12 protein-coding genes are annotated in these 25,609 nt (G+C 64.1%); 7 read left to right on the top strand and 5 right to left on the bottom strand.

Annotated elements, in window-relative coordinates:
- Positions 1 to 65: 65 nt before the first annotated feature.
- Positions 66 to 8,762: an RHS repeat-associated core domain-containing protein gene (locus tag KU43P_RS11085; protein ID WP_317663051.1), complete on the bottom strand. Its 8,697-nt coding sequence runs from the start codon at positions 8,760 to 8,762 to the stop codon at positions 66 to 68.
- Between the two features lie 166 nt (positions 8,763 to 8,928).
- Here KU43P_RS11085 and KU43P_RS11080 point away from each other — a divergent pair, with 166 nt between their 5' ends.
- The 6 genes from KU43P_RS11080 to prpR all read left to right on the top strand — a co-directional run bounded on the left by KU43P_RS11080 (position 8,929) and on the right by prpR (position 19,401).
- Positions 8,929 to 11,586, top strand: coding sequence for a LuxR C-terminal-related transcriptional regulator (locus tag KU43P_RS11080; protein ID WP_317663049.1), 2,658 nt, complete (start codon positions 8,929 to 8,931; stop codon positions 11,584 to 11,586).
- Positions 11,587 to 11,698: 112 nt separating this feature from the next.
- Positions 11,699 to 13,486 (top strand): acyl-CoA dehydrogenase C-terminal domain-containing protein, encoded by a 1,788-nt coding sequence (locus tag KU43P_RS11075; protein WP_317663048.1) that lies wholly within the window; start codon positions 11,699 to 11,701, stop codon positions 13,484 to 13,486.
- A 157-nt stretch (positions 13,487 to 13,643) separates the two neighbouring features.
- Positions 13,644 to 15,746, top strand: a complete 2,103-nt coding sequence (locus KU43P_RS11070) for a 3-hydroxyacyl-CoA dehydrogenase NAD-binding domain-containing protein (RefSeq protein ID WP_317663046.1) — start codon at positions 13,644 to 13,646, stop codon at positions 15,744 to 15,746.
- A 34-nt stretch (positions 15,747 to 15,780) separates the two neighbouring features.
- Positions 15,781 to 16,965, top strand: a complete 1,185-nt coding sequence (locus KU43P_RS11065) for an acetyl-CoA C-acyltransferase (protein ID WP_317663044.1) — start codon at positions 15,781 to 15,783, stop codon at positions 16,963 to 16,965.
- Between the two features lie 17 nt (positions 16,966 to 16,982).
- The gene (locus KU43P_RS11060; RefSeq protein ID WP_317663042.1) at positions 16,983 to 17,756 is read left to right on the top strand and encodes an SDR family NAD(P)-dependent oxidoreductase; all 774 of its coding nucleotides are present in this window, start codon (positions 16,983 to 16,985) and stop codon (positions 17,754 to 17,756) included.
- A 16-nt stretch (positions 17,757 to 17,772) separates the two neighbouring features.
- Positions 17,773 to 19,401, top strand: a complete 1,629-nt coding sequence (prpR, locus tag KU43P_RS11055) for a propionate catabolism operon regulatory protein PrpR (protein ID WP_317663040.1) — start codon at positions 17,773 to 17,775, stop codon at positions 19,399 to 19,401.
- Positions 19,402 to 19,455: 54 nt separating this feature from the next.
- On the opposite strand, the gene KU43P_RS11050 is transcribed toward prpR, so the two are convergent.
- The 4 genes from KU43P_RS11050 to KU43P_RS11035 all read right to left on the bottom strand — a co-directional run bounded on the left by KU43P_RS11050 (position 19,456) and on the right by KU43P_RS11035 (position 24,483).
- Complete coding sequence (locus tag KU43P_RS11050; protein WP_317663038.1) at positions 19,456 to 20,424, bottom strand: CobW family GTP-binding protein; 969 nt, start codon at positions 20,422 to 20,424, stop codon at positions 19,456 to 19,458.
- Between the two features lie 25 nt (positions 20,425 to 20,449).
- Positions 20,450 to 22,186: an amidohydrolase gene (locus KU43P_RS11045; RefSeq protein ID WP_317663036.1), complete on the bottom strand. Its 1,737-nt coding sequence runs from the start codon at positions 22,184 to 22,186 to the stop codon at positions 20,450 to 20,452.
- 70 nt (positions 22,187 to 22,256) lie between these two features.
- Positions 22,257 to 23,645, bottom strand: a complete 1,389-nt coding sequence (locus tag KU43P_RS11040; protein ID WP_317663035.1) for a YjiH family protein — start codon at positions 23,643 to 23,645, stop codon at positions 22,257 to 22,259.
- A gap of 97 nt (positions 23,646 to 23,742) precedes the next feature.
- The gene (locus tag KU43P_RS11035; protein ID WP_317663034.1) at positions 23,743 to 24,483 is read right to left on the bottom strand and encodes a class II aldolase/adducin family protein; all 741 of its coding nucleotides are present in this window, start codon (positions 24,481 to 24,483) and stop codon (positions 23,743 to 23,745) included.
- Between the two features lie 180 nt (positions 24,484 to 24,663).
- Between KU43P_RS11035 and KU43P_RS11030 the strand changes: the two genes are divergently transcribed.
- A complete protein-coding gene (locus KU43P_RS11030) occupies positions 24,664 to 25,569 on the top strand; it encodes a LysR substrate-binding domain-containing protein (RefSeq protein ID WP_317663032.1) in 906 nt (301 codons plus the stop codon).
- Positions 25,570 to 25,609: the final 40 nt, after the last annotated feature.

Here is a 25,609-nt window from a genome sequence, read left to right as displayed (position 1 = left end):
CCATCATTGCCACGGAAACTGGCATTTTTATCAGGTACTGTTTCGTCAGCACTGCGCCTCGCCCACTACCAGAACCTCACGCCGTACGTGCCCACAGGCAAACGATGTCGCACGACCTTTGGCAACGAAAGCTGGGGAACCTGCGACATCGAATAACTGCCCGCGTTTCTCACGCTGACAGGCGTATTGACACCTTGCGCCGGCTGTTCTGGATTGCGCTGCAACGCCTCACGTCGCTGTTCCTCCAGCCCTATGCTGGACAAGACCGCTCCTTGCAGGATATTGCCTTCGACCACCCAGCCGGCAACATCGGCTGCGTACGAGGCACCCTGCGCCATGCGAATTTGCATGATTGGCTCGAGTAAACCTTTGTTGTGCAGGTAGTTACCAACTTTTCCAAACCATCCCGAACGAGAAAAGTTGGCGGGTTTTTCACTGGGCGCGATCTCTCTCAAGTGATTCAGAAGTCGCTGCTTAAGGCCTTTGTCAGCACCTGCCAGGGCCCCCAGCCCATCATCTACAACTTGCCTGGCATGGCGGGCATTCTTGGCAGTGCGCCAAGCTTCCTTTAAACCCTTGGAGCCCGTACGCCACAATGTTTTAGCAGCGTTCCACACGACTTTTGCGCCCTTCCCCAGCATCTTGGCACCCTTGCCAAGCAGTTGCAGCCCTTTGAGGCCTGCCTTGAACAAACCAACGAACCCCAACGTACTCAGTACTCCCGTGGCCAGCGACGCGATACTCAATGTCCTGGACAAGTCAGGGTTGCTATCGGCAGTGAACACCGAAGCCACTTCAAAACCAAACGACAGCACACTCATCGTCGTGACGAACGCAAACAAAAGCATCGACATCCCCCCCGTGACGAGGGTCAGGGCGAAGCCAGCTATGGCAACCATCGCCGAGAACGCCAGGCCCCGCCAGCGACTGCCGCCCTGCGTCTTCTCTGTGTCCTGCAGTGCTTTTTCGTAGATAGCCAGTTGCTGATTCTGATCCCAGCGGCTGAGCATGATCGCCCCGCTGGGGTCATGCAGGTTGACCGGATCCGGGCAGTGGGCGTAGTCGTTGAGCCCACCCTCACCGAATGGGCTGAGCCAGTCGGGCTGGGCATAACGGCGCAGTTGCGGGTCATAACTGCGGTAGCCGTTGCCAGCGTGGTAGTGCCCCGTGAGCGGGTCGCGACGCATGCCGTTATAGCCTTCGACAACACCCTCCAGCGCCTTGCCCTCGCCGAATGGCAACAGCGGCGCCAGTTCCAGCGCGCCACCCTTGACTTGCCCGGCGATACCCACTTGCGGGTCGTCGATCAGCCAACGCACCTCGTTTCCATCGTACTGGGCCAACCCACTGGACAGGCTTGTGGTTTGGCTGACCTTGCCGGCCTTGTCATAGCGGATTTCGCCGATCAGCTCATCGCCGTTGTAACGCAGCTCGCGGGTGCTTTCGTCGCTGTGCAGATACTGCGCCGCCAAGCGCTGGCTGCCATCGTACTCGTAGCGGGCCAGCAACTTGCCATCGCTGTCGCGGACCTTGTCGAGCTGACCGGCAGCGTTGTAGTCGAAGCGGTGTTGCCTGGCGTCATCGGTCAGGTAGCCATTGCTGCTCCAGGTCAATGCACGCTTGTCTTTGTCACGTGTGATTGCCGTCAGCCGGGTCGGGTTACTGATCGTGTCATAAGCCAGATCCTCGGTGCGCTGGGTGCCATCAAAACCGGTGGTAACGCACTTGACCAGGTTGCTCAGGGCGTCCCAACTGAATACCTGGTCCTTGACCGCCGTGCACTGGGCATCTTGTGGGCAATGTTCGGCCGAACTGGCCTCGCACTCGTAGCGCTGCAGACGGTCGAGCGCATCGTAGGTGAAGCGTTCGGTGCGCACCAGCGTGCCGCTCTGGTAGCTGGCCTTGCTCGCCAGGCGACCGTCCCCGCGCCATGTCAGGCACTGTTTGAAACACTCGTTGCCGTTGTGCAGGAAGCGTCGGGTGACTTCCTGGCCAAAGCCGTCATGCTCGCTGAGCACCTGCCACTGCCCGCCGGCCTTGAGCGCCTGAGCTTGACGCGACTGCAGACGGCCCAGGGCATCATAGCGGTGCACCACTTCCTCGTGGTCCTGACAGGTGCGCAGTACACGACCTTGCCCATCGGTGAACACCCGCTGCCAGTGGCCGTCTGCACGCAGGGAAGCCATGGGTCGTCCACGCAGGCTCACCCAGCGGCAGCCCTGACGCTTGGCACGCGGCGAGGATTGCGCGACCCACTGCCGGCCCGGCAAACGCCTGTCGCGGTAGGTCTGCTCCCAGCCGATCGACTTCATCGCGTCGTCGCTGGCCGCTGAGGCCAGGGCCAGCGTGCCGTCTTTCTGGGTGAGGGTGGAGAGCGCGTGGTCGCCCGCCTTGAAGCTCAGGCCCTGATCGCTTCGATGGGTGGCGAGGGCGGTCTTGTCGGGCAACGTCACAGTGTCGTCCGTGAAGCTGTACGCGCGGCCACCCACCTGGCGTGAGATCAGTGTGCTGGTGTTCTCGACCTTCTGCGTCGCCAGCACCTTGCCATCCACCTTGAGTTCGGTGGCGTGGTTGCTTAGACCGTGGTAGCTGTGCTCGATGATGGAGTTGTCCGGGCGGGTGATTTTGGTGACCCGGCCCAGCGCGTCACGCTCCAGCGCATATGAGCGGATTTCTTTACCCACTGTTCGGTCGTATCCGATGACATGGCCTGAGCTGTCGAAGCGTTTGCCCAGCGTCAGATGCAGTTGCCCATTGCCGTCGGCCAACTGCTCCACCTGCTCGAAGCTACCATCCTTGCGGTAGGTATAAGCGGTGGTGCGCTGGTACAGGCATTGCTCGTCGACACCCTGTTCGACAAGACGCCGGGTCGAGGCATCTTGCGTTACGTAGGGCTCGAAATCGATCGCACCGACCGACGCCGCCTGAGTGCCTACAGCCGTCTCGCCAGGTGTCGCTTTCAACAGGCTCCGCATGGCAGGGCCATCCAGCCCCCCTTGCTCCCTGACCCACGCTTGCGGCCCCACGCCCAACACCGCCGGGCTCATTTCCACCAGGGCCTGCCCACCCGGCAGGTAGTCCCACTCGCAACTGGCCAGCAGCTGCGATGCATCCAGCCCTTGCAAACTCAATTGATCCACCGGCGCAAAGTGCTGGGTGCCGTGCTTGCGCCACTCGCGGCGCCAGACACGCTGCAAACCATCCAGGTAGCTGCGGCTCAGGTCTTTGTTCGCATGGGTGTGCGTTGCCACCTTGCCGTCCGCCGAATAGGTAGTGCTGGTCTGCTCGTCGGGTTGCTGGTCCTTGTCCTTGCCTGTGCTGCCCGGCTTGAGCAGGTAACGCGTCTCTTTCGTCACCCGTCCCAACGCATCGTACTGCCAGTGCACCTCGTCCCCTTGCTCCACCTGCTGCAGGCGGCGCCGCCCATGGCGCGAGCGTAGCTCCTTGCTGACCTGCCCGGTACCGGCCTCGGTGGTGGAAGTGACACGCACCACGATGCCGTCTGCGTTCGGGTTGTCCTCAAACTGCTGAACGTTCTTCAATGTGAACGACTTTCCGTCCAGATGGGTCACCTGGGTGTCCTTGACCGCCCACTGCATGACCTTGCTTTCCCCACTCGGAGTGGTTTTGGGGGTGACCTGCGTGACTTCGGTGCTGCGCTGACGCCACAGCAACTTGGCGGGTGAATCGGCCAGCGCCCAGGTGGTATCGGCGTCGAGCCGGTCGCCCTTGAATTGGCCCTTGACCCCCTCTATCACGACCACTTCGCTCTGCTCCAGCAGCTCCCGGCTGCCATGCGTCACCTTGCGATAACCAAACAAGCGCAGCCCCTGAGGATTGCCGAACGGGTCACATTGGTATTCGGCCATGACGGGCGCTGCGGCATGCCTTGGAATGGGTGGACAGCTCAACGTTGGCAGCGCTTCGAGCCCTGCCACCGCGGTGAGCGTGATGGCGTTGTCCCCGCCTTTGGTGTAATAGCAACGGTACAGCGAGTGCTCGTCGCTCTTTTGCAACCGCTCCACGTTGCCCGCCATGTCTTCTTCCTGCATCGCCACTTCTACCGAGCGCCCAAGCGCATCGCGCTGCGAGCGGGGTGCTCCGGCCAACAACCGAGTGATGCATGCGGCGAGATGCGGTCGGTCGGCGCTATCGGACTTGTCGAAGAACCAGTTGAGCAGCTCGCGCTGGCGTTCGACCAGCACCGCGCCGTCCTTCACCTTGATGTCGTCGTTGTCGGCACCGGCCTCGATGGCATAGAACAGTTCGGCGAACTCGTCGCCCGCACCCGTGTAGCGGTAGCCCTTGGTAACCCGGTGTTTGTCGTTTTTCTTTTCGTCCTTGCGTGTGCTGAAAGCCAGCCAATGGTCTTGCTCCGAGGCAACCCCTCGCAATAGCTCGAAACGATCTACGCGGCTACCGTGCTTAACTCGACCGTGCACCAGCAAATGCCGCTCTCGGGCCCCATGCGAGCCGCTCTCGTACTCGACACTGACGATCCTTTGGTCGGTCTCCAGAAACTCCCCATCGTAGAGATAGGTCGCCACTTGGTTCTGTTGCCCATCGCCCGGCACCAGGGTATGCAGCATTACCCGAGGCAAACCCGGGCGCCCCCATTTCGGTGCAGCAGGCTGGTACTTCACGCATTCCACCGACCCATCGAGCTCGCGCAGACCGCACAGCACCCGATCCAGCGTCTGATCGTCGTCATAATCGCAGTCGACCTGCTGCAACACGCTGTCGTTCTCTACACGTTTGAGGGTGCGTAGCAGGTAATCCTTGATGTCTAACTTGACCTCGTATTTTTCGGACTGACTCTGCGGCCAAACCTGCATGATCACCTGCGAGGACGTTTCTTGCGGCTTGACGTACTCGGCCTTGAACAGGGCTTCAGTGCCGCTGTTGACCGTCAGCAGCAAGAACTGGCCTTTCTGGCGCTTCCATTCCAGCGTCAACTGCTCGCCGTAGGGCGACTCGATGGTCGCTGGCAAAAGCAGCACAAATGGCACCTCGCATTCGGCAATGCGCTCGTCCAGCTTCTTGATGTTCTCATCACCTTCCCATGCCTTGATCGCTTCGTTGTAATCGATTGCCGCTGCGGCGTAATAGGCATGGGGCATGCACATCAGTACCCATTGCTGCCAGTTTTCCGGCTGGGCAGGAAAGTCCGGTTTGGACTTGTCCTTAATGGCCTTCAACGTTTTCACGACCTGGTCGTGGAACTTCTTGTTCGGTTCCTCTTCGTCACTGCCTATGGCAGCAGGTTTCTTCAAAATCTCCTGCCGCCCGCTGGGTAGGTCGAGGGTGAACTCGCTGTAATCTGCGTTGCTGCGAACTACGCATGTGGCCAGCTTTACCGCCTTGCCCGCGCCCAAGTCGGACCATTGTCCGTTGGTGAAGTGGATCTGAGCGCCATCGGCCAGGGTCAGCAGCTTGTCGCGTACCTGGACGCTGGAGAAGCGCCAGGCCCAGCCATCACCGAGACCTGCCTCGTTAGCGCGCAGGGCCGAATAGTGCAAGGTCAGATCAACTGCTGGCCCCTGGCCTTGCAGGCCCTGCAAGCTGGCCACAGGGTAGTGGGCATGGAACAGACCCGTGCGTGGATCCACCCCTGACTCGGCATGGCCGGTGGTGTCGAACAGTTCAGAGCGGCTGGTGTTGCCGTAGTCCTCGCAGAGGAAGCTGATTTCATTCCACTCCTTGAGGGCTTTGGGCGGAGTGAAGCTGACTGGCTTGGCGTCATGCCAGAACTGCGTGGTCTGCAAGGCACCGATATGGCCCACGGTCAGGGCAGCGTTGCCGCGTTCGGACTCGGGGAAGTCCAGGTAAATGTCATACCCTTGGTTGGCGAGCGGGCCTTGCCAGGTGATGGTGTCCCCGGTGACTGATACTGGCCATACGGCACTATCCTCGTCTTCGGCTGCAACAATGGCGGCGGCGAGTTTGGCTGTTGTTACTGCAAACTTGGCGGCCTTAAGGGCTTCGACGGAGGCTCTAGCAGCACCTGCCCTACTATCGCAAAATGGTATCCCACTTTGCTCCATCAAGCTTGAATCTTCGGCTTGCTCGTCGAGATAAAAAGAGTAGATAGAGACCAACGCAGCGATTGCATTAATTAAGCTGATGGCACAATCAGCTACCGCGAATATCGTATCGGTACTGGTAATGACTTTATTGACATTGGCAGCGACCTGCTTGGCGTGCTTAGCGGCCTCGGTTACTTCTTCACTCATATTCAAAAGATGTGAGCTGAACTCTTTATTGCTAAAGTTAAAGGCTGCTTTAGCAATCAAGGAGGCAGCGGCTTTAATGCCAGCGGTGCTGGTAGCTTTTTCGACATTTTTGTCAGTAAGTTTGCTGACTGCGTGAGCTATCGCAGCAGCAGCCTCAAATGAGAAGCTGGTAAAAAACTTGACAGCTTGGATAACGTCTTCGTGGGGAAAATTATTCGCGTACTCGTATACAATTTCGGCCGCGTTCTTCCGCTTCTCCTCTTCCTCTTCCTCTTCCTCTTCCTCTTCCTCTTCCTCTTCCATGATAGTGACGGCGGCAACTGCGGCCGCCGCTGCTACAGATGCAGTAACATTGCCAATTTCGAAAACTAGCTTCTGGGCGCTAACCGCGGCTTCGACGTAATCGATATAGCCCTCCCTGAGTTGATAGGTTGCACGCTGCCTCGGCACGCAAGCCATCACCCGGTAGCCTTTTTTACGTGCTTCATCGCCCAGGCGAAACTCCAGCTCCGCCCCCAGCGAACTGATGGTCACCTCGGTCAGCCCCTCTTGCGGTTCAAGGGTGAAGTGCACCTCTTCGGCCGCCTCGGCCCTAGGCCATTCATCGGCATTCAACAGTTCCACCCCATAGTCATCGACGCTCCAGTCGTTGCCGTCGCCGACGTTATCGAGCGCGACCTGCAGTTCGGCATGACGGGGCAGCCACAGCTGCTTGCCATCCTTGACACTCAACTCCGGCCATTTCTGTGCTTCGATGAAGCTGGCCAGCGCTTGCAGCCAAGTTTTGTTATTGCTGGGCTGCTCTTCGCAGTCCTGGGGCCTGAACAGCGCATGGTGCAGCAAGGCCCGGTTACCGGGATGCCGTACGGTCACCAGCACGGCATCTTCCGGCGCCTTGAACGCCGAGGCCAGCAGCGGGCCTTCGACCGCGTGTTCGTCGCCTGGCAGCGTGGCGAAAATACGCAAGCCATCGCCACGCTGTTCCAGCATCGTGGTTGTCGTGTTGACGCGCAGGTACGGCGCCACGTCCGAGGTGGCCAGCGCCTCGGCCCAGGCCTTCAACCATTTGCCGCTGGCACACTGCGCTTTGCTCGGGGTCCAGACATGCTGGCCGAGCAGGCGCTGGGAGAACGCATCATAAACCCAAGCATGCAGCGCGCCACCGCTGGGCACCGCCGCACCGTCAATCGCGCGGCTGGCCCACCAGTTCACTTCGGCCAAGGTCACGCACAGCTCGGCGCACTGCGGCCCCCAGAACGCATTGTTCACTTCACCCGGCGTCACCGTGCAGCCGGCCCCCTGCACCCCGGCCCGCAGCACGTGGCTATCCTTGTTGACCTGTTCACACAAGGCCTTGACCCAGCCACTTTCCGCCTGGGCGGTGAACAGGTGTTGCTCGTGCAGGGCCTGGGTCTTGAGGTCGCGCACCTGCAGGCTCAGGGTCTGCCCCTTGGCCAGCGGGTAATCGTCGTCACAGGCCAGCACCTGAACCAAGTTGCTGCTGAACGGCGCGGTGCTGAAGGCCCGATAGTCGGCCTGGCACCACAGGCGCGGTGCCTTGTGGCTGCTGGAAAATTCACTGCTGTCGTTCCAGCCCCCGGCCGTGATGGGCTTGCCGGCCTCTGCGACATGCTTGGCGAAATCCTTGAGCCACTGCGCGGCGCCCAGCTTGCCGGTTTGCGCGGTGTAGTCGACACGCGTCAGCTCGCCGGTACGGCGGTGCACCAGGCAGGCGCTAATGGTTTCCTTCTCGGCCAGGGCGCGATCGGCCTTGATCGGGCAAAGGCTGTACCAGCCACCCTCGGCACTGCCCACCCGTTCCAAACCGAAGTCGTGCATATCGGGCAGGGTGCCATCGGGTTGGTTGGTGATCAGGTAGGGGACTTGGAAGGTCTGTTTGGCCTCGATCATCGGCAAGGCGCCCGGTGATTCGGTGGAAGGGCTTTGCGTTTTGTTCGTGGCGCCCTCCACTGCATCCATCAGGTAGACGTTGGCGATACTGTCGAGAATGAAGTAGTCAGGAGGAATGGTTGTCCATTTGTTCTGGGGATCATGGATCGCTTTAAGACGTTTGAGGGCCTCTTTCACTTCACTATCAAGGTGGAGAAACAGCGCCTCTGTTTTTCCGGTAGCGTCGGTCATGTTGGTACGAACCGTGGCATGGCCGTACCTGACCCGAGCAAGTGCGAAAAAATCTTCCGTAAAAAAAGAGCTCTTAATCAGCTCAACCAAAACCAGCCCATGATCAGTGGTCAGGCTCGACCACTTGTCAGGTTCGACTTTCACCGCACCGGCTTTAATCAATTTCTCCAGATTCTGATCCCAACGCCGTTTCTTGTCGTCGAACTCTTTGATGAATTTGACACCGCTGACAATGACATTTTTTGTGCCCTTGTAGGCCGGTATACCTGGTTTCGTGATAGTGACATAGTCACTGCCGCCAGTTACCAGTTCACCCGAGACGTCATCAAGGGTGATGATTTCACCACGGGAGAAATATTTGCTGATCTGCGTAGTGTTGTAAGCCATCACTCAGTGCTCCGCTCAGGTGAGAGTTCCGGAGCAATTTGAACCGTGTTGTCAGTATCCACAACTGACAAAAATGCTAGTAAGGTCTTCCCCTGCCCGGTAAAACTTCCCCGCGCCAGTCGCGCTCCGCTAGGATGTCTGGCCGAACCGACGGAACCTGCTCGCCATGCATCTTCCCGCGCTCAAAGCGAACCAGTTGCGCCCGCCTGCCGAACCCGCCAAGGGCGTGCAGCGCACGCGGCTGCTCGAACACCTGGCCAACGCGCTGGAGGCGAACACCTTCGTGCTCCTGCAAGCACCGCTGGGCTATGGCAAGAGCACCCTGCTCGGCCAGTTCGCCCGCCACCTAACTGGCCCCTGGGCCTGGCTGCGCCTGACCCGCGCCGAAAACCAGCCACTGGCCCTGCTGCTGCACCTGCACGCGGCGCTGCAACTGCCCGCACAGCAACGCGACACGCCCCAGGCCGACTACCTGTGGAGCCTGATCCTCGCCGATCTGGAAGCCCGCCAGACCCCGGTCACCCTGCTGCTCGACGACCTGCACCTGCTCACCGCCACCGCCGCCTGGCAGTTCCTGGACACGCTGTTGCGCTACCCGCCACCCGCGCTGCGCCTGGTCGCCGCCAGCGAGGGCCCGCCGCACCTGCCCCTGGCCCACCTGCGCCGCGATGGCCGGCTGACCGTGCTGGGCGCCCGAGACCTGGCCCTGGACAGCGAAGAGACGCGCCAGTTGGCGCAGGCCCGCGACGTCGCCCTGGGCAGCGATGCGCTGTACCAGCTGCGCGCCGGCAGCGAAGGCTGGCCCAGTGGTGTGCTGTTCTGGCTCGAAGCCTACCGCGAGGCGCTGCTCAGCACCGGCCAGGCACCCGGCGACCTGCGCCCGATTACCCGCCAGGCCTATGCCCATGCCCGGCAGTTTCTCGAAGAAGAACGCCTGCAGCAGCTGCCAGCCGCATTGCGCGCGTTTCTCGAACACACGGCGGTGGCCCAGGTGTTCGATGCGGACCTCGCCAGTGAGCTGGCCGACACTGCCGATGTGCCTGCAGCACTGCGCCAGTTGCAACGCCTGGACCTGATGCTCGAAGTGCCCCAGGGCAGCCAGGCCGAATACCGCTACCACCCTGCCCTGCGCAACGGCCTCTACCAGCGCCTGGAACAACGCGACCCGCAGCAGCTGCGCCAGCTGCACCGCCAGGCCGCTCACTGGCTGTTGGCCCAGCGCCGCTACACCGAGGCGATCTACCAGTTCGGCCGCGCCCGTGATCTGGATGCGGTGCTGAGCATCGTCGACCGGCATGGTTTCGAGTTGCTGCGCGAGGGCAAGGTCAACACCCTGGTCGATGTGCTCGACGAGGTGGCCGGCAACAAAGGCAACGACAGCTTCACCCTGGCGGTGACCGAAGCCTCCACGGTGATGGTCACCAACGATATCGCCCAGGCCTGCCAGTGCCTGCACCAGCTCTACGCCCTGCAGCGCCGCCAGGCCGTGCCGCGCCACCCCGAACGGGTGCAGCAGACGCTGATGTTTTTGCGCAGCCGCCTGGCTTATCTGGGGGGCAACCTGGAGCACGCCCTCACCCTGGCAGCGCGGGCACTGCAGCAGTTTCCCCAGCACAATGCGGCGCGCTCGGTGTTGTATTTCGACCGCGCCAACTGCCTCGCCGCGCTTGGCCAGCTCGAGCAGGCCCACGCCGAAGGCAGCCGCGCCCTGCGCGAGCTGCAGGGCTTCGGCCTGAGCGGCTACACCAACCTGTTGCAACTGTTGCTGGCCCAGATCGAGTTGGCCCAAGGCGCCAGCGATGCGGCCTGGGAACGCCTGCAAGGCATGACCGAAATGCCAGCCACCGGCAGTTCAGGGCGCTTCTATGAACTGTTCCGCCACCTGGGCAAGGGCCTGGCGCTGCTGCAGGCCAACCGCCTGACCCAGGCTCGTCACGCCCTGGCCCAGGCCGAAGTGCTGGCGCTGGGTTTCCCCCACAGCGCCGCGCTGCCCTGGGTGTTCCACCACCAGGCGTGCCTGCACTGGGCGCTGGGCGAGACCGTCCAGGCCAAAGCGCGCTGGGCAGAGGTGCGCCGGCTGGCCCGGCAGTACTGCCTGTTCACCCTGTACCGCCAGGCCGGTGCTTGGCTGGCGCGCCTGGCGCTGCACGATAACGACCCGGACTACCTGCCCGACTGGCTCGACCAGTGGCACTGGTGCCGGCGCCAGTACGGCGAGCAATTGCTGCCCGAGGAATGGCTCGCCTATGCCTGGGTGCAACGCCACCTCGGCCAGCGCGACAAGGCGCGGCAGATCCAGCAGGCCCTGCTGAGCCGCGCCGAGGCGCAGGCCAACCGCCGCCTGATGCTCGACGCGCTGGTGCTCGACGCGGCCCTGCTGCAAGACCGTGGCGCGCGCGACGAAGCGCTGCTCAGCCTCGAACAGGCGCTGCAACTGGCCTGCGCCTACGGCTTCGGGCAGTTGCTGCAGTACGAGGGTGATGCCTGCCTGGAGGCCCTGCGCCAACTGCTGCAGCCCCAGGTGCGCGAACGCCTCGGCTTGCAAGCCCCGGCACCCGCTCGCGAGCACCTGAACGCGCTGTTCCGGCCGCTGCTGGCGAGCAAGGAAAACACCGAAAGCGCACTGATCGTGCCGCTCTCGCGCCGCGAGCTGGAAGTGTTGCAGCGCATGGCCCGCGGGCAGAACAACGGGCAGATCGCCGAGGCGATGTTCATCAGCCTGAGCACGGTCAAGACCCACATCAACAACCTGTTCCGCAAGCTGGACGTGGCCGACCGCGACAGCGCCCTGTGTTCGGCGCGCGAACTGCAACTGCTGAACTGACCTCCACCTGGGCCCGGCGCCGATTCCACCCCCCATTCCACCCGGGGGGTGGACGCGGCGCCAGGGGGCTGCCTGTTACAACATGCCGAGTCCACCCAGCCAGGAGTTCGGCATGCCCAGCTACACCGCCCCATTGCGCGATATCACCTTCGTTGCCCAGGAGCTGCTCGACCTGAGCCGCCACTACCAACAATTGTCTGGCTGTGAAGCCCCGGACGAGGCCACCTTCGCCGCCATCGTCGAAGAAGGTGCCAAGTTCGCCGAACAGGCGCTGGCTCCCCTCAACGCCGTGGGCGACCAGCATGGCTGCCAGTGGCAGGACGGCAAGGTGACCACCCCACCCGGCTTCGCCGATGCCTACAAGCGCTTTGCCGACAACGGCTGGCTGGGCCTGGACAAGGATCCGGCCTTCGGTGGCCAGGGCCTGCCGCCGTCGCTGGGCTTCGTCAACTATGAGATGGTCTGCAGCGCCAACCACGCCTGGGGCATGTACGGCAACCTCGCCGGCGGCGCCATCAGCACCCTCAGCGAGCATGCCGAGGAGGCCCTGCAGCAGCGCTTCCTGCCGCCGATGATCGCCGGCCGCTGGGGCGGCACCATGTGCCTGACCGAAGCCCACTGCGGCTCGGACCTCGGCCTGCTGCGCACCAGCGCCAAGCTCCAGGCCGATGGCAGCTACCAGATCAGCGGCAGCAAGATGTTCATCTCCGCCGGTGAACACGACATGACCGAGAACATCATCCACCTGGTGCTGGCGCGCATCGAGGGCGCACCGGCCGGGGTCAAGGGTATTTCGCTGTTCGCCGTGCCGAAGATCCAGGTCGATGCCCACGGCCAGCTCGGCGCGCCCAACGGCGTGAGCTGCGGCTCCATCGAACACAAGATGGGCATCCACGGCAACGCCACCTGCGTGCTCAACTTCGACGGCGCCACCGGCTACCTGCTGGGTGAGGCCAACCGCGGCTTGAACGCCATGTTCACCTACATCAACGAGTCGCGCCTGGCAGTGTCGCAGCAGGCCCAGGCCCACGCTGAAGCCTCGTTCCAAGGCGCCCTGGCGTATGCCCGCGAACGTGTGCAGATGCGTGCCACGCCGCGCCTGCGCGAGGGCCAGCCCGCCGACCCGATCATTGGCCACGCCGATGTGCGGCGTATGCTGCTGACCCAGAAGGCCTACGCCGAAGGCGGCCGCATGCTGGCCTACACCTGCGCCAAGGGCGTCGACCAGCTGCACCACGGCGCCAGCGCCGGCGTGCGCGAGGCCGCAGCACGCCGCCTGGCGCTGCTTACGCCGATTGCCAAGGGCTTTCTCACCGAAACCGGCAACGAGGCCGCACAACTGGGTATCCAGGTGTTCGGTGGCCACGGCTACATCCGCGAGTGGGGCATGGAGCAGATCGCCCGCGATGTGCGCATCACCGCGATCTACGAAGGCACCAACACCATCCAGGGCCTTGACCTGCTGACCCGCAAGGTACTGGCCGACGGCGGCGAAGCCTTGGCCGAACTGCTGGGTGAGATCGAAGACTTCACCCAGAGCACCACCGCCCCGGCGCACCTGGCCCAGGCCTTGCTCAAACAAGTGACGGCCTGGCGCGAAGTCAGCGCGTGGCTGCGCGACACCAGCGCAACCGACGTCAACCTGATCGGCGCCAGTGCCTTCGATTACCTGATGCTCAGCGGCTACACCCTGCTGGGTTACCTCTGGCTGCGCGCCGCCTGTGTGGCCGAGCGCGCCCTGGCGGCTGGCAGCGACGAGGTGGCGTTCTACCAGGGCAAGCGTGAAACCGCACGCTTCTACCTGGAACGCCTGCTACCACGCGCCCACCTGCATGAAACGCTGATCCGCACGGGCAGCCACAACCTGATGGACATCAGCGAAGCCGCGTTCGCCCGCTGATTCAACCGAGCTGGTTTCCGCTGCCTGTTCCCTCCGGGCGGCGGACTTTTCGGGTGGCGGCCCGCGCTACGGGCCGCTACCTGGTTTTTTCATTCGTCCTGGCCAAGGCGAGGCGCGCAACACCTCCCCCGGCCCAATAACAAGAAGGTTCCCGCCCATGCCGCTCATCGACTATCGCCGCGACAACCCACTGGCCTTGATCGGCCTGCGCCATGCGCCTGTCAACGCCCTTGGCCACGATCTGCGCCAGGCACTGATGCAGGCCTGTAGCCAGGCCGCCGCCGACCCCGAAGTGCAGGCCATCATCCTGCACGGGCAACAGCTACCGTTCAGCGCCGGCGCCGACATCAGCGAGTTCGGCAGCCCAAAGACCTGGGAGGAACCGGCACTGCCACATCTGCTCGAGGCCCTGACCCGCCTCGGCAAACCCCTGATCGCCGCCATCGATGGCGTGGCACTGGGCGGCGGCCTGGAGCTGGCCCTGGCCTGCAGCCATCGGCTGGCTACCGCCAACGCCCGTCTGGGCCTGCCCGAAGTACGCCTGGGCCTGCTGCCCGGCGCCGGCGGCACCCAGCGCCTGTCACGCCTGATCGGCGTGGCGCCCGCCCTGGAGATGATGCTCGGCGGTGACCCGGTCGATGCCCGCCAGGGCCTTGCCCTGGGCCTGATCGACCGCCTGGTCGAGCCTGGGCAGGACCTGCTCGAAGCAGCCTGCACCTTCGCCCGCGAGCTGCTGGCCCGGCCCGCAGCCCCAAGCTCCACGGCAACCCCCTTGGCGGATGAGCTGGAGAACGACTTCTTCGCCAACCGCGAGGCGCAACTGGTGGCCCGCAAGCCCGGCCAGACGGCACCGATGCGCGTACTCGCCGCCGTGCGCGCCGCCTGCGAACTGCCCTTGGCCGAGGGCCTGGCCCGCGAGCAAGCGCTGTTCCGCCAAGCCCTGCAAGACCCGCAGGCCACCGCCCTGCGCCACCAGTTCTTCGCCGAGCGCGAAGCGCTGCGGGTTCCCGGCATCGACGCCAACACGCCGCTGCGGAGCATCACCCAGGTGGCGGTGATCGGTGCGGGCACCATGGGCGCAGGTATCGCCATGAACTTCATCAACGCCGGCATCCCGGTGCGCTTGCTGGAGCTCAAGCCCGAGGCCCTGGACCGTGGCCTGGCGCAGATCCGCAAGAACTATGAAGGCAGCATCCAGCGCGGCAAGCTCAACGCCGAACAGCTCGAACACCGCATGAGCCTGCTACAAGGCACCCTCGACTACGCCGACCTGGCCGACGCCGACCTGGTGATCGAAGCGGTGTTCGAGGACCTGTCGATCAAGCAGTCGGTGTTTCGCACCCTGGACCGCGTCTGCAAGCCGGGCGCGATCCTCGCCAGCAACACCTCGACCCTGGACGTCGACCGTATCGCCGCCTGCACTCAACGGCCGCAGGATGTAGTCGGCCTGCACTTCTTCAGCCCGGCCAACGTCATGCGCCTGCTCGAAGTGGTGCGCGGCCGGCTCACCGCGCCCGATGTGCTGGCCACCACGCTGAAGATCGCCAAGCGCATCGGCAAGTTGCCGGTAGTGTCCGGTGTGTGCTTCGGCTTCATCGGCAACCGCATGCTCGAACCCTATGCCCGCGAAGCTCACCGCCTGGTGCTCGAAGGCGCCTCCCCGGCCCAGGTGGACAAGGTGCTCACCGGCCTGGGCCTGGCCATGGGCGTGTTCGCCATGTACGACCTGGCCGGCATCGATGTCGGCTACCTGGTGCGCCAGGCGCGGCGCAGCGAGATCGCCCACGACCCGAGCTACTTCCGCCTGGCCGACGAGCTCTACAGCCTGGGCCGCCATGGCCAGAAGAGCGGGCGCGGGTTCTACCGCTACGAAGGCCGTGAGCGCATCGAAGATCCGGAAGTGGAGCAGATCGCGGCGCAACTGGCGGCCAAGCTGGGCATCACCCGGCGCGCCATCAGTGACACGGAAATCCACGACCGCTGCCTGTTCATGCTGATCAACGAAGGCCTGCAACTGCTCGATGAAGGCATCGCACTGCGCAGTGGCGACATCGACCTGGTGTGGACCAACGGCTACGGTTTCCCCGCCTGGCGTGGCGGCCCGCTGCACTACGCCCGCGAGCTGGGCCTGGACCGCGTGCTGGCCGGCATCGAGCAGCAGCGCGAACAGCTCGGCGCCTATGGCGACATGTGGCTGCAGCCTGCCCCGTTGCTGCGTCGCCTGGCGTCCAGCGCGAAGCTGCGCGCGGCAAGCCTCTGAGCTGTTCCCCCCTGGCAATCAAGGAGCACCGAACATGAAAGAAGCCGTCATCCTCTCCACCGCACGCACCCCGATCGGCAAGGCCTTTCGCGGCGCACTGAACAACACCCGCTCGCCGAGCCTGGCCGCGCACGCCATCCAGGCCGCGGTAGCCCGCGCCGGTATCGCCGCCGACGAAATCGAAGACCTGGTGATGGGCACCGCGATGCCCTCCGGCACCGCCGGCTGGAACCTAGGCCGCATGAGCGCGCTGGCCGCCGGCCTGCCGGTGTCGGTCAGCGGCCAGACCCTGGATCGCCAGTGCGCCTCCGGCCTGATGGCAATCGCCACCGCCGCCAAGCAGATCATCGTCGATGGCATGCAGGCAACCATCGGCGCCGGCCAGGAGAACATCAGCGCGGTGCAGGCGCGCAACCTGGAGTGGGCACTGAGCGAGCAGGACAGCAGCGTGATCCAACGTGTGCCGCACGCCTACATGCCGATGCTGCAAACCGCCGAGCACGTGGCCAAGCGTTACGGCATCAGCCGTGATGCCCAGGACGCCTATGCCTTGCAGTCGCAGCTGCGCACCGCCTCTGCCCAGCGCGACGGGCTGTTCGAGGCCGAGATCGTGCCGGTGACCACCCAGCAACTGATCAAGGACAAGCAGACCGGCGAAGTCAGCTACCACGAGGTGACCCTGACGCAGGACGAAGGCAACCGCCCGCAAACCCACCTGGACGACCTGACCGGCCTGAAACCGGTGCTCGAAGGCGGCTGCATCACCGCCGGCAACGCCAGCCAGTTGTCCGACGGCGCCAGTGCCTGCGTGCTGATGGACGCACGCCTGGCTGAACAGCGCAACCTGCAGCCAATCGGCCTGTACCGGGGCATCGCGGTGGCCGGGCTGGCCCCGGAAGAAATGGGCATCGGCCCGGTCTACGCCGTGCCGCGCCTGCTCAAGCAGCATGGCCTGAAGGTCGACGATATCGGCCTGTGGGAACTCAACGAGGCCTTCGCCTGCCAGGTGCTGTACTGCCGCGACACGCTGGGCATCGACCCGATGCGCCTGAACGTCAACGGCGGCGCCATCGCCATCGGCCACCCCTACGGCATGAGCGGCGCGCGGATGGTCGGGCATGCCCTGCTCGAAGGCAAACGCCGCGGCGTGCGCTATGTGGTGGTGACCATGTGCGTGGGCGGTGGCATGGGTGCTGCCGGCCTGTTCGAAGTGCTCTGAATTCAAGGACCGACACGATGCTTGCAAACACATTTTCCCTGGCCGGCAAGACCGTGCTGGTGACCGGTGCCTCCAGCGGCCTGGGCGCCCACTTCGCCCGCCTGGCCCAGGCCGCCGGCGCCCGCGTGGTGCTGGCGGCGCGCCGGGTCGAGCGCCTGCAGGCGCTGGCCGAAATGCTCCAGGCCAACGGCGGTGAAGCCTTGGCCGTGGCCCTCGACGTGACCCAGCGCGACAGCGTCGAACAGGCCTTCGACCAGGCCGAGGCGCGCTTCGGCGTGGTCGACGTGGTGATCAACAATGCCGGTATCGGCGACCCTGGGCGCTTTCTCGACCTGAGCGAGCAGGACTGGCAGCGCATGCTCTCGACCAACCTCGACGGCGTGTTCCACGTCGCCCAGTGCGCCAGCCAGCGCCTGGTCAAGGCCGAACGGCCGGGGAGCATCGTCAACATCGCCTCGATCCTCGGCCTGCGCGTGGGCAATGGCCTGAGCCACTACTGCACAGCCAAGGCCGCCGTGGTGCAACTGACCAAGGCCATGGCGCTGGAGCTGGCGCGCTACCGGATCCGCGTCAATGCCATCGCACCAGGCTACTTCAAGACCGAGATGAACGAAGACTATTTCGACAGCGAAGCCGGCCAGGGTTACATCAAGGGGCAAGTGCCCATGCGCCGCCTGGGGCAGTTGCAGGAGCTCGATGGCCCTTTGCTGTTGCTGGCCAGCGACGCCGGTGCCTACATGACCGGCAGCGTACTGGCCGTGGATGGCGGACACCTGGTCAATCCGTTGTAACTGAAAAGGAGCTTGTATGCCTGTCGCCGCTTACCTGCCGCGCGTGATCGCGCTGGTCACCCACTTGCATCGCCCTGCCGCGCCCAGCCGCATGGCACAGTTGATCGAGCAGGTAAGCGCCGACTACCGGCAGCAGGCGCGCATCGAAGTCATCGAAACCTCCCTGGCCGATTTGCTGCCACTGGCGCGCGAGCTGGAAAGCCGTCAGCAGGCAGACGTCATCTTGTGTTCTGGTGCGGCCGCAGACTACCTGCGCCAGCACCTGTCGACCACGGTGCGCACGCTGCACCTGGGCGAATTCGACCTGATCCGTGCCCTGGTGCTGGCCCGCGACCGGGCCAGCCGGGTGGGCATCCTCAGTTTTGGCCAGCCCTATCCGGAGCTGGCCGCGATGCAGGCGCTGTTCACCCTGCAGATCCGCGAGCACACCTACACCAGCCTGGAACAAGCCCGGGCGCAGGTCGAAGGCCTGGTCGAAGATGGCTTCGAAGTCATCATCGGCTCGCCGACGGTCTGCCAGCTGGCCGACGCAGCCGGTGCCCAAGGCGTGCTGGCGCTGGATGCCGAAAGCCTGCGCCATACCTTCGACAGCCTGATGACCTTGGGTGCCAGGCTTGATGAAGCACCCGCGCGGCGCATGCCGCGTCGCCTGCGCGAGCAACCCGCCGCGCGCCAGTTCAACGCCCGCCACCGCTTCGAGCAGATGCTCGGCGATGCGCCGGCCTTTCGCGCCACCCTGCGCCTGGCGCAGCGTTACGCGCAGACCGATGCCACGGTGCTGATCACCGGTGAAAGCGGCACCGGCAAGGAGCTGTTGGCGCAAAGCCTGCACAACGCCAGCCCGCGTCAGCAGGCGCCGTTCGTGGCGATCAACTGCGCGGCCTTGCCTGAATCACTGCTCGAAAGCGAACTGTTCGGCTACGAGGACGGCGCCTTCACCGGCTCGCGCAAAGGCGGCAAGCCGGGCCTGATCGAACTGGCCCACACCGGCACGTTGTTCCTCGACGAAATCGGCGACATGCCAGTGGCGCTGCAAACCCGCCTGTTGCGTGTGCTGCAGGAGCGCGAGGTGCTGCGCCTGGGCGCCTGCGAGCCGACCGCGGTGGATATCCGAGTGATTGCTGCCACCCATTGCGACCTGACCGCGCGCATCGCTGAGCAACGCTTTCGCCAGGACCTGTTCTATCGCCTGAACACCCTGCGCCTGGCCGTGCCGCCGCTGCGTGAGCGAGTCGAAGACATCCTGCCGCTGTTCAATGCCCTGCTGGCGCGCCACAGCCGGGCGAGCGGCATGCCACTGGCAGGCCCGGAGCACGTGCAACCCCTGCTGCCGTTGCTGCTGCGCCACCCTTGGCCCGGCAACATCCGCGAGCTGGACAACATCGCCGAACGCGCGGCCCTGTGCCTGAACACACTGGGCGACGACGATGGCGTCGCCCTGTACACGCTGTTTCCGGAGTTACTCCACACCGTCAGGATCGAAGACTTGCCCCCTGCCCCCACTGACAACCTGCGCAGCCTGGGTAAAGCTGCGGAAGCGGCCCATGCCCGCCAGGTGCTGGAGCGATGCGACGGCGACATGGACGAGGCCGCTCGGCGCCTCGGAGTCAGCCGTAGCACCGTCTGGCGTCGGGTACGCGGTTGACTGAAGCTTTGCTGGCTCGTGCTTGCCCATGGACCTGCAAGCCCTTGGTGTCCCCTACACAAGACATCCTTCGAACATCGCCTGCAACTGCGTGCCATCGAGGCTTCCCCGGCGACCGATGAAGATCATCTGGCTGAAGGGGGCACGGCCCTCCCAGCCATCTTCCGGCTTGATCTCGCTGCGGCTGCCCACCAGGTGCAGGATGCAGCGCTTGCCCGGTGCCTCTGCGATCTGGCACACCCCCTTGGCCCGGTAGATGTCCTTCGGCAAGGCCGCCAGTGCCTGGCGCAGGGCCTTCAGCGACAGCGGCCGGTCACTGGAGAAGCTCCAGGTATCGAAGAGCGTCGAATGATCCTTCTCGCCCGCCACCCGCACCGAAGTCGATGCCGACGCCGAGGGGGTGAGGCGCCAGCCGGACCTGGCGCGCCCTACACCAAGCACCAGTTCCAGCGGAACCTCGCCGTACTCGCACTCCAGCAGGCGCGCGTTGGGGTAGAGCCAGCGAGCCTTCAGCGCGTCAAGTTGCTCGCGGCCGACCCGGTCGACCTTGTTCATGACGATGATGTCGGCCACATCCAGCTGCTCCATGGCCAGTTGCGCCATCTCGCCTTCCAGGCTGCCGAACTGCTCGGCGTCCACCACGGTGAGGATGGTGTCGATGGCGAGGGCGTCGCGAAACTGCGGATAACGCAAGGTGTTGGCGATCTTGCTCGGATTGGACACCCCGCTCGCCTCGATCACGATGTACTCGGGGCGGTTGCTGCGGTCATCCAGCAGGCGCCCGAGTTGTTCGATCAGGTCGCTCTCGACGGTGCAGCAGATGCAGCCGTTGGCCAGGCTGACGGTGGTCTGGGTCTGGCTGACGATCAGTTGGCTGTCGATGTTGATGGCACCGAAGTCATTGACCATCACCGCCATGCGCAGGCCGTGGTCGCTGTTGAGGATGCGGTTGAGCAAGGTGGTCTTGCCAGCACCGAGGAACCCCGACACCAGGGTCACGGGAATGGGGGGCAGTCTGCTCATTAGCGTATCTCCTTGTCGCCGGCCATCAGAAGTTGGGCAGCTCGCCACGCCAGGTGGCCTGGTGGTTGGAGCCGTCGAACTCGCCGTTGCGATCCCAGGTCACCTCACCTTCCAGCAGGGTGAGCTGCACCTGGGTGTTGTGGATGTTGCCCTTGGGCGCCACCTCGAACAGGTTGCGGTCGAGGACGATCAGGTCGGCGGACTTGCCCGCCTCGATGGAGCCGGCCTTGTCCTCGATGCCCATGCACCAGGCGCCATTGAGGGTCATCACGCGGATGGCCTGTTCGAGGCTGATGGGGCTGCCGTAGAACGTTCCTTCTTGTTCGCCGTAGGGGTTCTCGCGGGTGACCATGGCCTCGAAGCCGATCCAGGGGTTGATGCTCGAAACCGGCCAGTCGGTTCCCATGACCGCCACGCCGCCGTGCTCCAGCACGCCCTTGAAGTTGTAGGCGCGTTGCATGCGGTCCTCGCCGAACACCGCGCGGGCATTGGCGAAGGACGAGGGGAACCAGCCCACCGGTGAGAATTCGGCGGTGACGTTGAGTTCGGCGAAGCGAGGCAGGTTGGCATCCAGCAGCGTGGTACTGTGCGCGCACTGGTGGCGCACGCCGCTGTAGCCGTTACGCTGGCGCGCTTGCGCCACCGCGTCGAGGAACAGGTCGGAAGCGCCGTCGCCGGTGCAGTGGGCAATCACCCGGATGCCCTTGCGGTCCATGTCCACCACCATGTCGGTGATGTGCTCCGGGGTCATGTTGAGGTGGCCACGCCAGCTGCTGTCACCCGGCCAGGCACTGGACAGGTAGGACGAGCGGGATTCGTGAGTGCCGTCGAAGTGGAACTTCACCGCGTTGGCGTTGAGCCGGGCGCTGCGGTAGTAGTGGCGCTCGCCGGCCAGCAATTGCCAGCGGCGTTTCACCGGGAAGATGTCGTCCTGCCAACTGATGGCGGCTTCGACCCGTACCGAGAGCTCGCCGGCCTGGTCGATGGATTTCAGGGCATCCAGGCGATGCTCGCAGACGTGGACGAACTTGGTGCCTACCACCCCATGGCCACTCTGGAACCACACACCTTCACGATAGGCGCGCTTGAGGGCGTACTGCGGGGTGGGCGGCATGGCGGCGTGCATCAGTGCATAGGCACCATCCACCAGGATACCGGTGGGTTCGCCCGTGACGCTGTCGCGCTCTATGTAGCCATGGCGCGGGTCCATGGTCTCGGCGTCGATGCCGGCCAGCTCCAGGGCCTTGGAGTTGACCATCATGCAGCCCCAGGAGCGGTCGAGGATGGCCACCGGGCGATCCGGCAGGACGCTGTCCAGCCAGTGGCGATCCGGTACCAGGCCGGCCTGCTTGAAGGTGTAGCGGACGAAGTACTGGCCATAGACCCAGCCATCGCCGGGGTGGGCTGCGGCGTAGTCGAGGACGGCCTGGCGGACCTGTTCCGGCGTCGGGTCTTCCACCCCCACTTCCAGGTAGCCAGCGTAACCCGGGGCCAGCTTCAGGTCCGGGTGGGTGTGCATGTCGTACAGGCCCGGCATGGCGAAGCGGCCCTTGAGGTCCAGGACCTGGGTGCGCGGCCCCGTCAGGCTGTCCATGTCGGCATTTGTGCCAACCGCGATGAAGCGCCCGCCACGGATGGCCACGGCCTCTGCCCATGGGTTGGCGGCGTCCACGGTATAGATGCGGCCGTTGGTCAGCACCAGGTCGGCGGCACCGAGCGGGCCGGGTACGTTGCTGGAGCGGTAGTCGGTGTGTTGGTCCATGGCAGTCGAATCCGAAGCTAGGTGATTTTCTGGTTATGGGCCGGAGCGCCATGGGCGCTCCGGCGGCGCGTCAGCCGACGATCAGGTGACCGAGCAGGGCGAGGATCGGCAGGGAGACGAGCACCCGCACGATGTAGATCAGCAGAAGGTCCAGCGGCTTCAGGCCGATATCGGCGCGAATCAGCAGGATGGCCGCTTCGGTGAAGAAGATGATCTGGTTGACCGCCACGCCAACCATGACGAAGCGGGTCACTTCGCTCTGGATGGATGCGCCAAGGATGGACGGCATGATGCTGTCGACCATGCCCGCCAGCAGGGCCGGGGCGGCCTTTTCGGCTTCCGGCAGCTGCAGCAGCTCCATGTAGGGCACCAGCGGCATCGACAGGTACTTGAACAGCGGGGTGAACTCCACCAGCGACAAGCCCAGGCAGCCGATCACCATCATCGCCGGGTAGACCGAGATGGCGATGTCCAGGCTCACATGCACGCCATGGCGCAGCTGGGCGAAGATCGACGGCGCGGTATCGGCACGCTCGATTGCTCGGCGCAGGCCCAGTGCCATCAGGCCTTCACCTTCGCGTCGATCGGTGCGCAGCTGCTTGCCGACGAGCGGATTGTAGGCGTTGGGCTTGCCACGCAGGGGCGGCAGCTTGGGCACGATCAGGGCGCAGATCAGGCCAGTGACGGCAACGGCCGCGTACCAGGGCAGGAACATGTGTTCCATGCCGATCAGCTTCAGCAACAGGTAGGAATAGGCGATCGACACGATGGAGAAGTTGGTGGCGATCACACAGGCTTCGCGGCTGGAGTAGAAGCCCTGGCGGTACTGCTGGGTGGTGAGGATGATGCCGACACTGGAGGCGGCCAGCCAGGAGGCCATGCAGTCCACCGCGGCGCGGCCGGGCAGGCCGAAGAGCTTCTCGAAGCCACGGCTGACCAGGCTGCCGACGAACTCCATCAGGCCATAGTCGGTCAGCAGCGGCAGCAGCACGGCCGACAGGAAGTAAATGGCCAGGACCACCGGGCCGACGTCATACAGCATCACGCCGCCGGTGTTGCGGTGCCAGACCCACTCCGGGCCGATCTTCCAATAGGTCATGACCATCAGCACGGCGCCGATGACGCGCACGACGGTCCAGCCCATGCCGGGGTTGAACAACTGGACGAAGCGGTTGGGATGCTTCTTCAGCGAGCTGAAGGTGACCAGCACGGTGAGCAGGCTGGGAATGGTGGCAACGCCGACGGTGACCGGCACCATCAGCGGCTTGACCACGTCGTTGATGTAGTCGATCAGGAAGGCGATCAGGATGTTGCTCTTGCCGTTGATCTCGATCGGCACCAGAAACAGCATCACGCCGATCAACGAGGGGATCAGGAAGCGCAGCAGCTGTGCGGGGCTGTACTGCATCAAGAGGCCTCCGGACTTCGCGAAGACGCCGGACTCGGGTTGTTCGTTCATGGGTTCACACCTTTTTGTAGTTGTAGTGGACCTAGCGCCCGCTGGCGTTCCAGTACGCAGGCATTGTTCATCGCGATTCAAGGCGCAACGCAGGGACTCAGGCCCGGAAAGTCGCATCCAGGCGGTCAAGCCGGCGCAGTTCGGACTGCCACACCAGGTCAACGCTTTCCAGGTGGTAACGCTCGTTCTCCATCTGCCGTGCGGTGAACTCGCAGGCCTCGTGGTCCGGTACGGTCAGTTCACGGCCGGTCTTCAGGGCTTGCAGTTGGATCCGGCAGGCCTGGTCCAGGTAGTACATGCGGAAATAGGCTTCGGCGACGCTTCGGCCCACGGTGAGCAAACCGTGGTTGCGCAGGATGGCGCTGTGCTTGTCGCCCAGGGCGTCGACGATGCGCTGGCGCACTTCCAGGTCCAGGGGCACACCCTCGTAGTCGTAGTAGGCCACACGGTCGTAGAACATCATGTTGGTCTGGTTCAGCGGCAGCAGGCCCTCTTTCAGGGCGGCGACGGCCATGCCGGCCAGGGTGTGGGTATGCATCACGCAGACGGCGTCGTGGCGGCTCATGTGCACGGCACTGTGCACGGTAAAACCGGCGGGGTTCACTTCGGGAGCACTGTCATCGAGCTTGCGGCCATTGACGTCGATGGCCACCAGGTTGGAGGCGCACACCTCGCTGGGGCGCAGACCGTACGGGTTGATCAGGAAGGCCGGCTCGTCCGTCGGCAGCCTGACCGAGATATGGGTAAAGACCTGGTCGCTCCAGCCGTTGACCTCCAGCAGCCGGTAGGCGGCGGCGAGATCGGTGCGGAGCATTCGTTCGTTCGTTGTTGTAATCATGGAACCATCCAGTCGTTCAGGTGCGGCTATCGCTGGGCAGCACGGTGCATCCCTGATGCCTACGCACGGCCTGTGCGCCTACCCGCCTATGGTCCTTCGAGGAGGTAGATTAGGGGGCTTGCCTGGGGGCGAATATCGATTTATCTTGCAGACAATCATTCCAAAACGTCATGAACTCCGATGCGCAGACAGCTCCCCAGCATGATCTCCCTCTGCTGCTTCTCCGCCTTCGCCCGGTACATGAGCGTGACGCGCGCGGCCGAAGAGCTGAACCTCACCCAGAGCGCCGTGAGCCGGCAGATCAAGAACCTCGAGGACATGCTCGGCTGCCCCCTGGTGGAAAAGGTCCGCCAGCGCTTGCTGCTGACCGACAAGGGCCGTGAGTACGTACAGGAAGTCGCGCTGCTGCTGGACCAGCTGGAGGCCGCCACCCTGCGCGTAAGCAGCAGCCATTCCAGGCGCCTGCGGGTCGGCGCCGAGCCGTCCTTCACCACCCGTTGGTTGCTGCCCAAGCTCAAGAGCTACGCCCGGGAACACCCCGAGGTCGAGCTGGAGATCATGAACGACCTGCGGCGCCTGTATGACCGGTATGAAGGCTACGACGTCGGCATCCTCTACGGCGACGGCAACTGGGCCGAGTTCGACTCCCGCCTGCTGATGGAGGGGGAAATGGTCGCGGTGTGCACTCCCGACCTGCTGGAGCGTTTTGGACCGATCATCGAGCGACGTGACATCCTGCGCTATCCACTGCTGCACCACAGCTCCCTCACCGGCCTGACAAAATCCTCGACCCAGCTCTGGCTGCACCATGCCGGTCTGTCGGCAAAGGAAATCGAAGCCCTGCCCGGCCAGCGCCTGGAGCACTTCCAATTCGTGCTCGATGCCGCCCTGCATGGGCTTGGCGTCACGGTGCTGCCGCGCTTCTTCGTCGAGCGGGAGGTTTGCGAAGGGCTGCTGGTGCTTGCCTGCCAGGAGGCGCTGGTGGCGGGACGGTACTACGTGGTGTGGCCGAAGCAGAACAACGATGCCAAGGTGAAGCATCTTGTCGACTGGTTGCTGCAGTGGAGGGAGCCGGGTCCGGATTGAACGCTACGGCGCGTTCGATGCCCACGGTTACCCCTCTCCT

It is taken from the genome of Pseudomonas sp. KU43P, from assembly GCF_033095865.1.
In the GTDB taxonomy this organism is placed as follows: domain Bacteria; phylum Pseudomonadota; class Gammaproteobacteria; order Pseudomonadales; family Pseudomonadaceae; genus Aquipseudomonas.
Note: the sequence above shows the minus strand (reverse complement) of the source record. Positions and strands in the feature narration are given on the sequence as shown.

Excerpts from the sequence above, each read along its gene's own strand:
- KU43P_RS11065 (WP_317663044.1), top strand. The coding sequence starts at position 15,781 with ATGAAAGAAGCCGTCATCCTCTCCACCGCACGCACCCCGATCGGCAAG.
- KU43P_RS11070 (WP_317663046.1), top strand. The coding sequence starts at position 13,644 with ATGCCGCTCATCGACTATCGCCGCGACAACCCACTGGCCTTGATCGGC.
- KU43P_RS11050 (WP_317663038.1), bottom strand. The coding sequence starts at position 20,424 with ATGAGCAGACTGCCCCCCATTCCCGTGACCCTGGTGTCGGGGTTCCTC.
- KU43P_RS11075 (WP_317663048.1), top strand. The coding sequence starts at position 11,699 with ATGCCCAGCTACACCGCCCCATTGCGCGATATCACCTTCGTTGCCCAG.
- KU43P_RS11040 (WP_317663035.1), bottom strand. The coding sequence starts at position 23,645 with ATGAACGAACAACCCGAGTCCGGCGTCTTCGCGAAGTCCGGAGGCCTC.
- KU43P_RS11030 (WP_317663032.1), top strand. The coding sequence starts at position 24,664 with ATGCGCAGACAGCTCCCCAGCATGATCTCCCTCTGCTGCTTCTCCGCC.
- prpR (WP_317663040.1), top strand. The coding sequence starts at position 17,773 with ATGCCTGTCGCCGCTTACCTGCCGCGCGTGATCGCGCTGGTCACCCAC.
- KU43P_RS11080 (WP_317663049.1), top strand. The coding sequence starts at position 8,929 with ATGCATCTTCCCGCGCTCAAAGCGAACCAGTTGCGCCCGCCTGCCGAA.
- KU43P_RS11060 (WP_317663042.1), top strand. The coding sequence starts at position 16,983 with ATGCTTGCAAACACATTTTCCCTGGCCGGCAAGACCGTGCTGGTGACC.
- KU43P_RS11045 (WP_317663036.1), bottom strand. The coding sequence starts at position 22,186 with ATGGACCAACACACCGACTACCGCTCCAGCAACGTACCCGGCCCGCTC.
- KU43P_RS11035 (WP_317663034.1), bottom strand. The coding sequence starts at position 24,483 with ATGATTACAACAACGAACGAACGAATGCTCCGCACCGATCTCGCCGCC.
- KU43P_RS11085 (WP_317663051.1), bottom strand. The coding sequence starts at position 8,762 with ATGGCTTACAACACTACGCAGATCAGCAAATATTTCTCCCGTGGTGAA.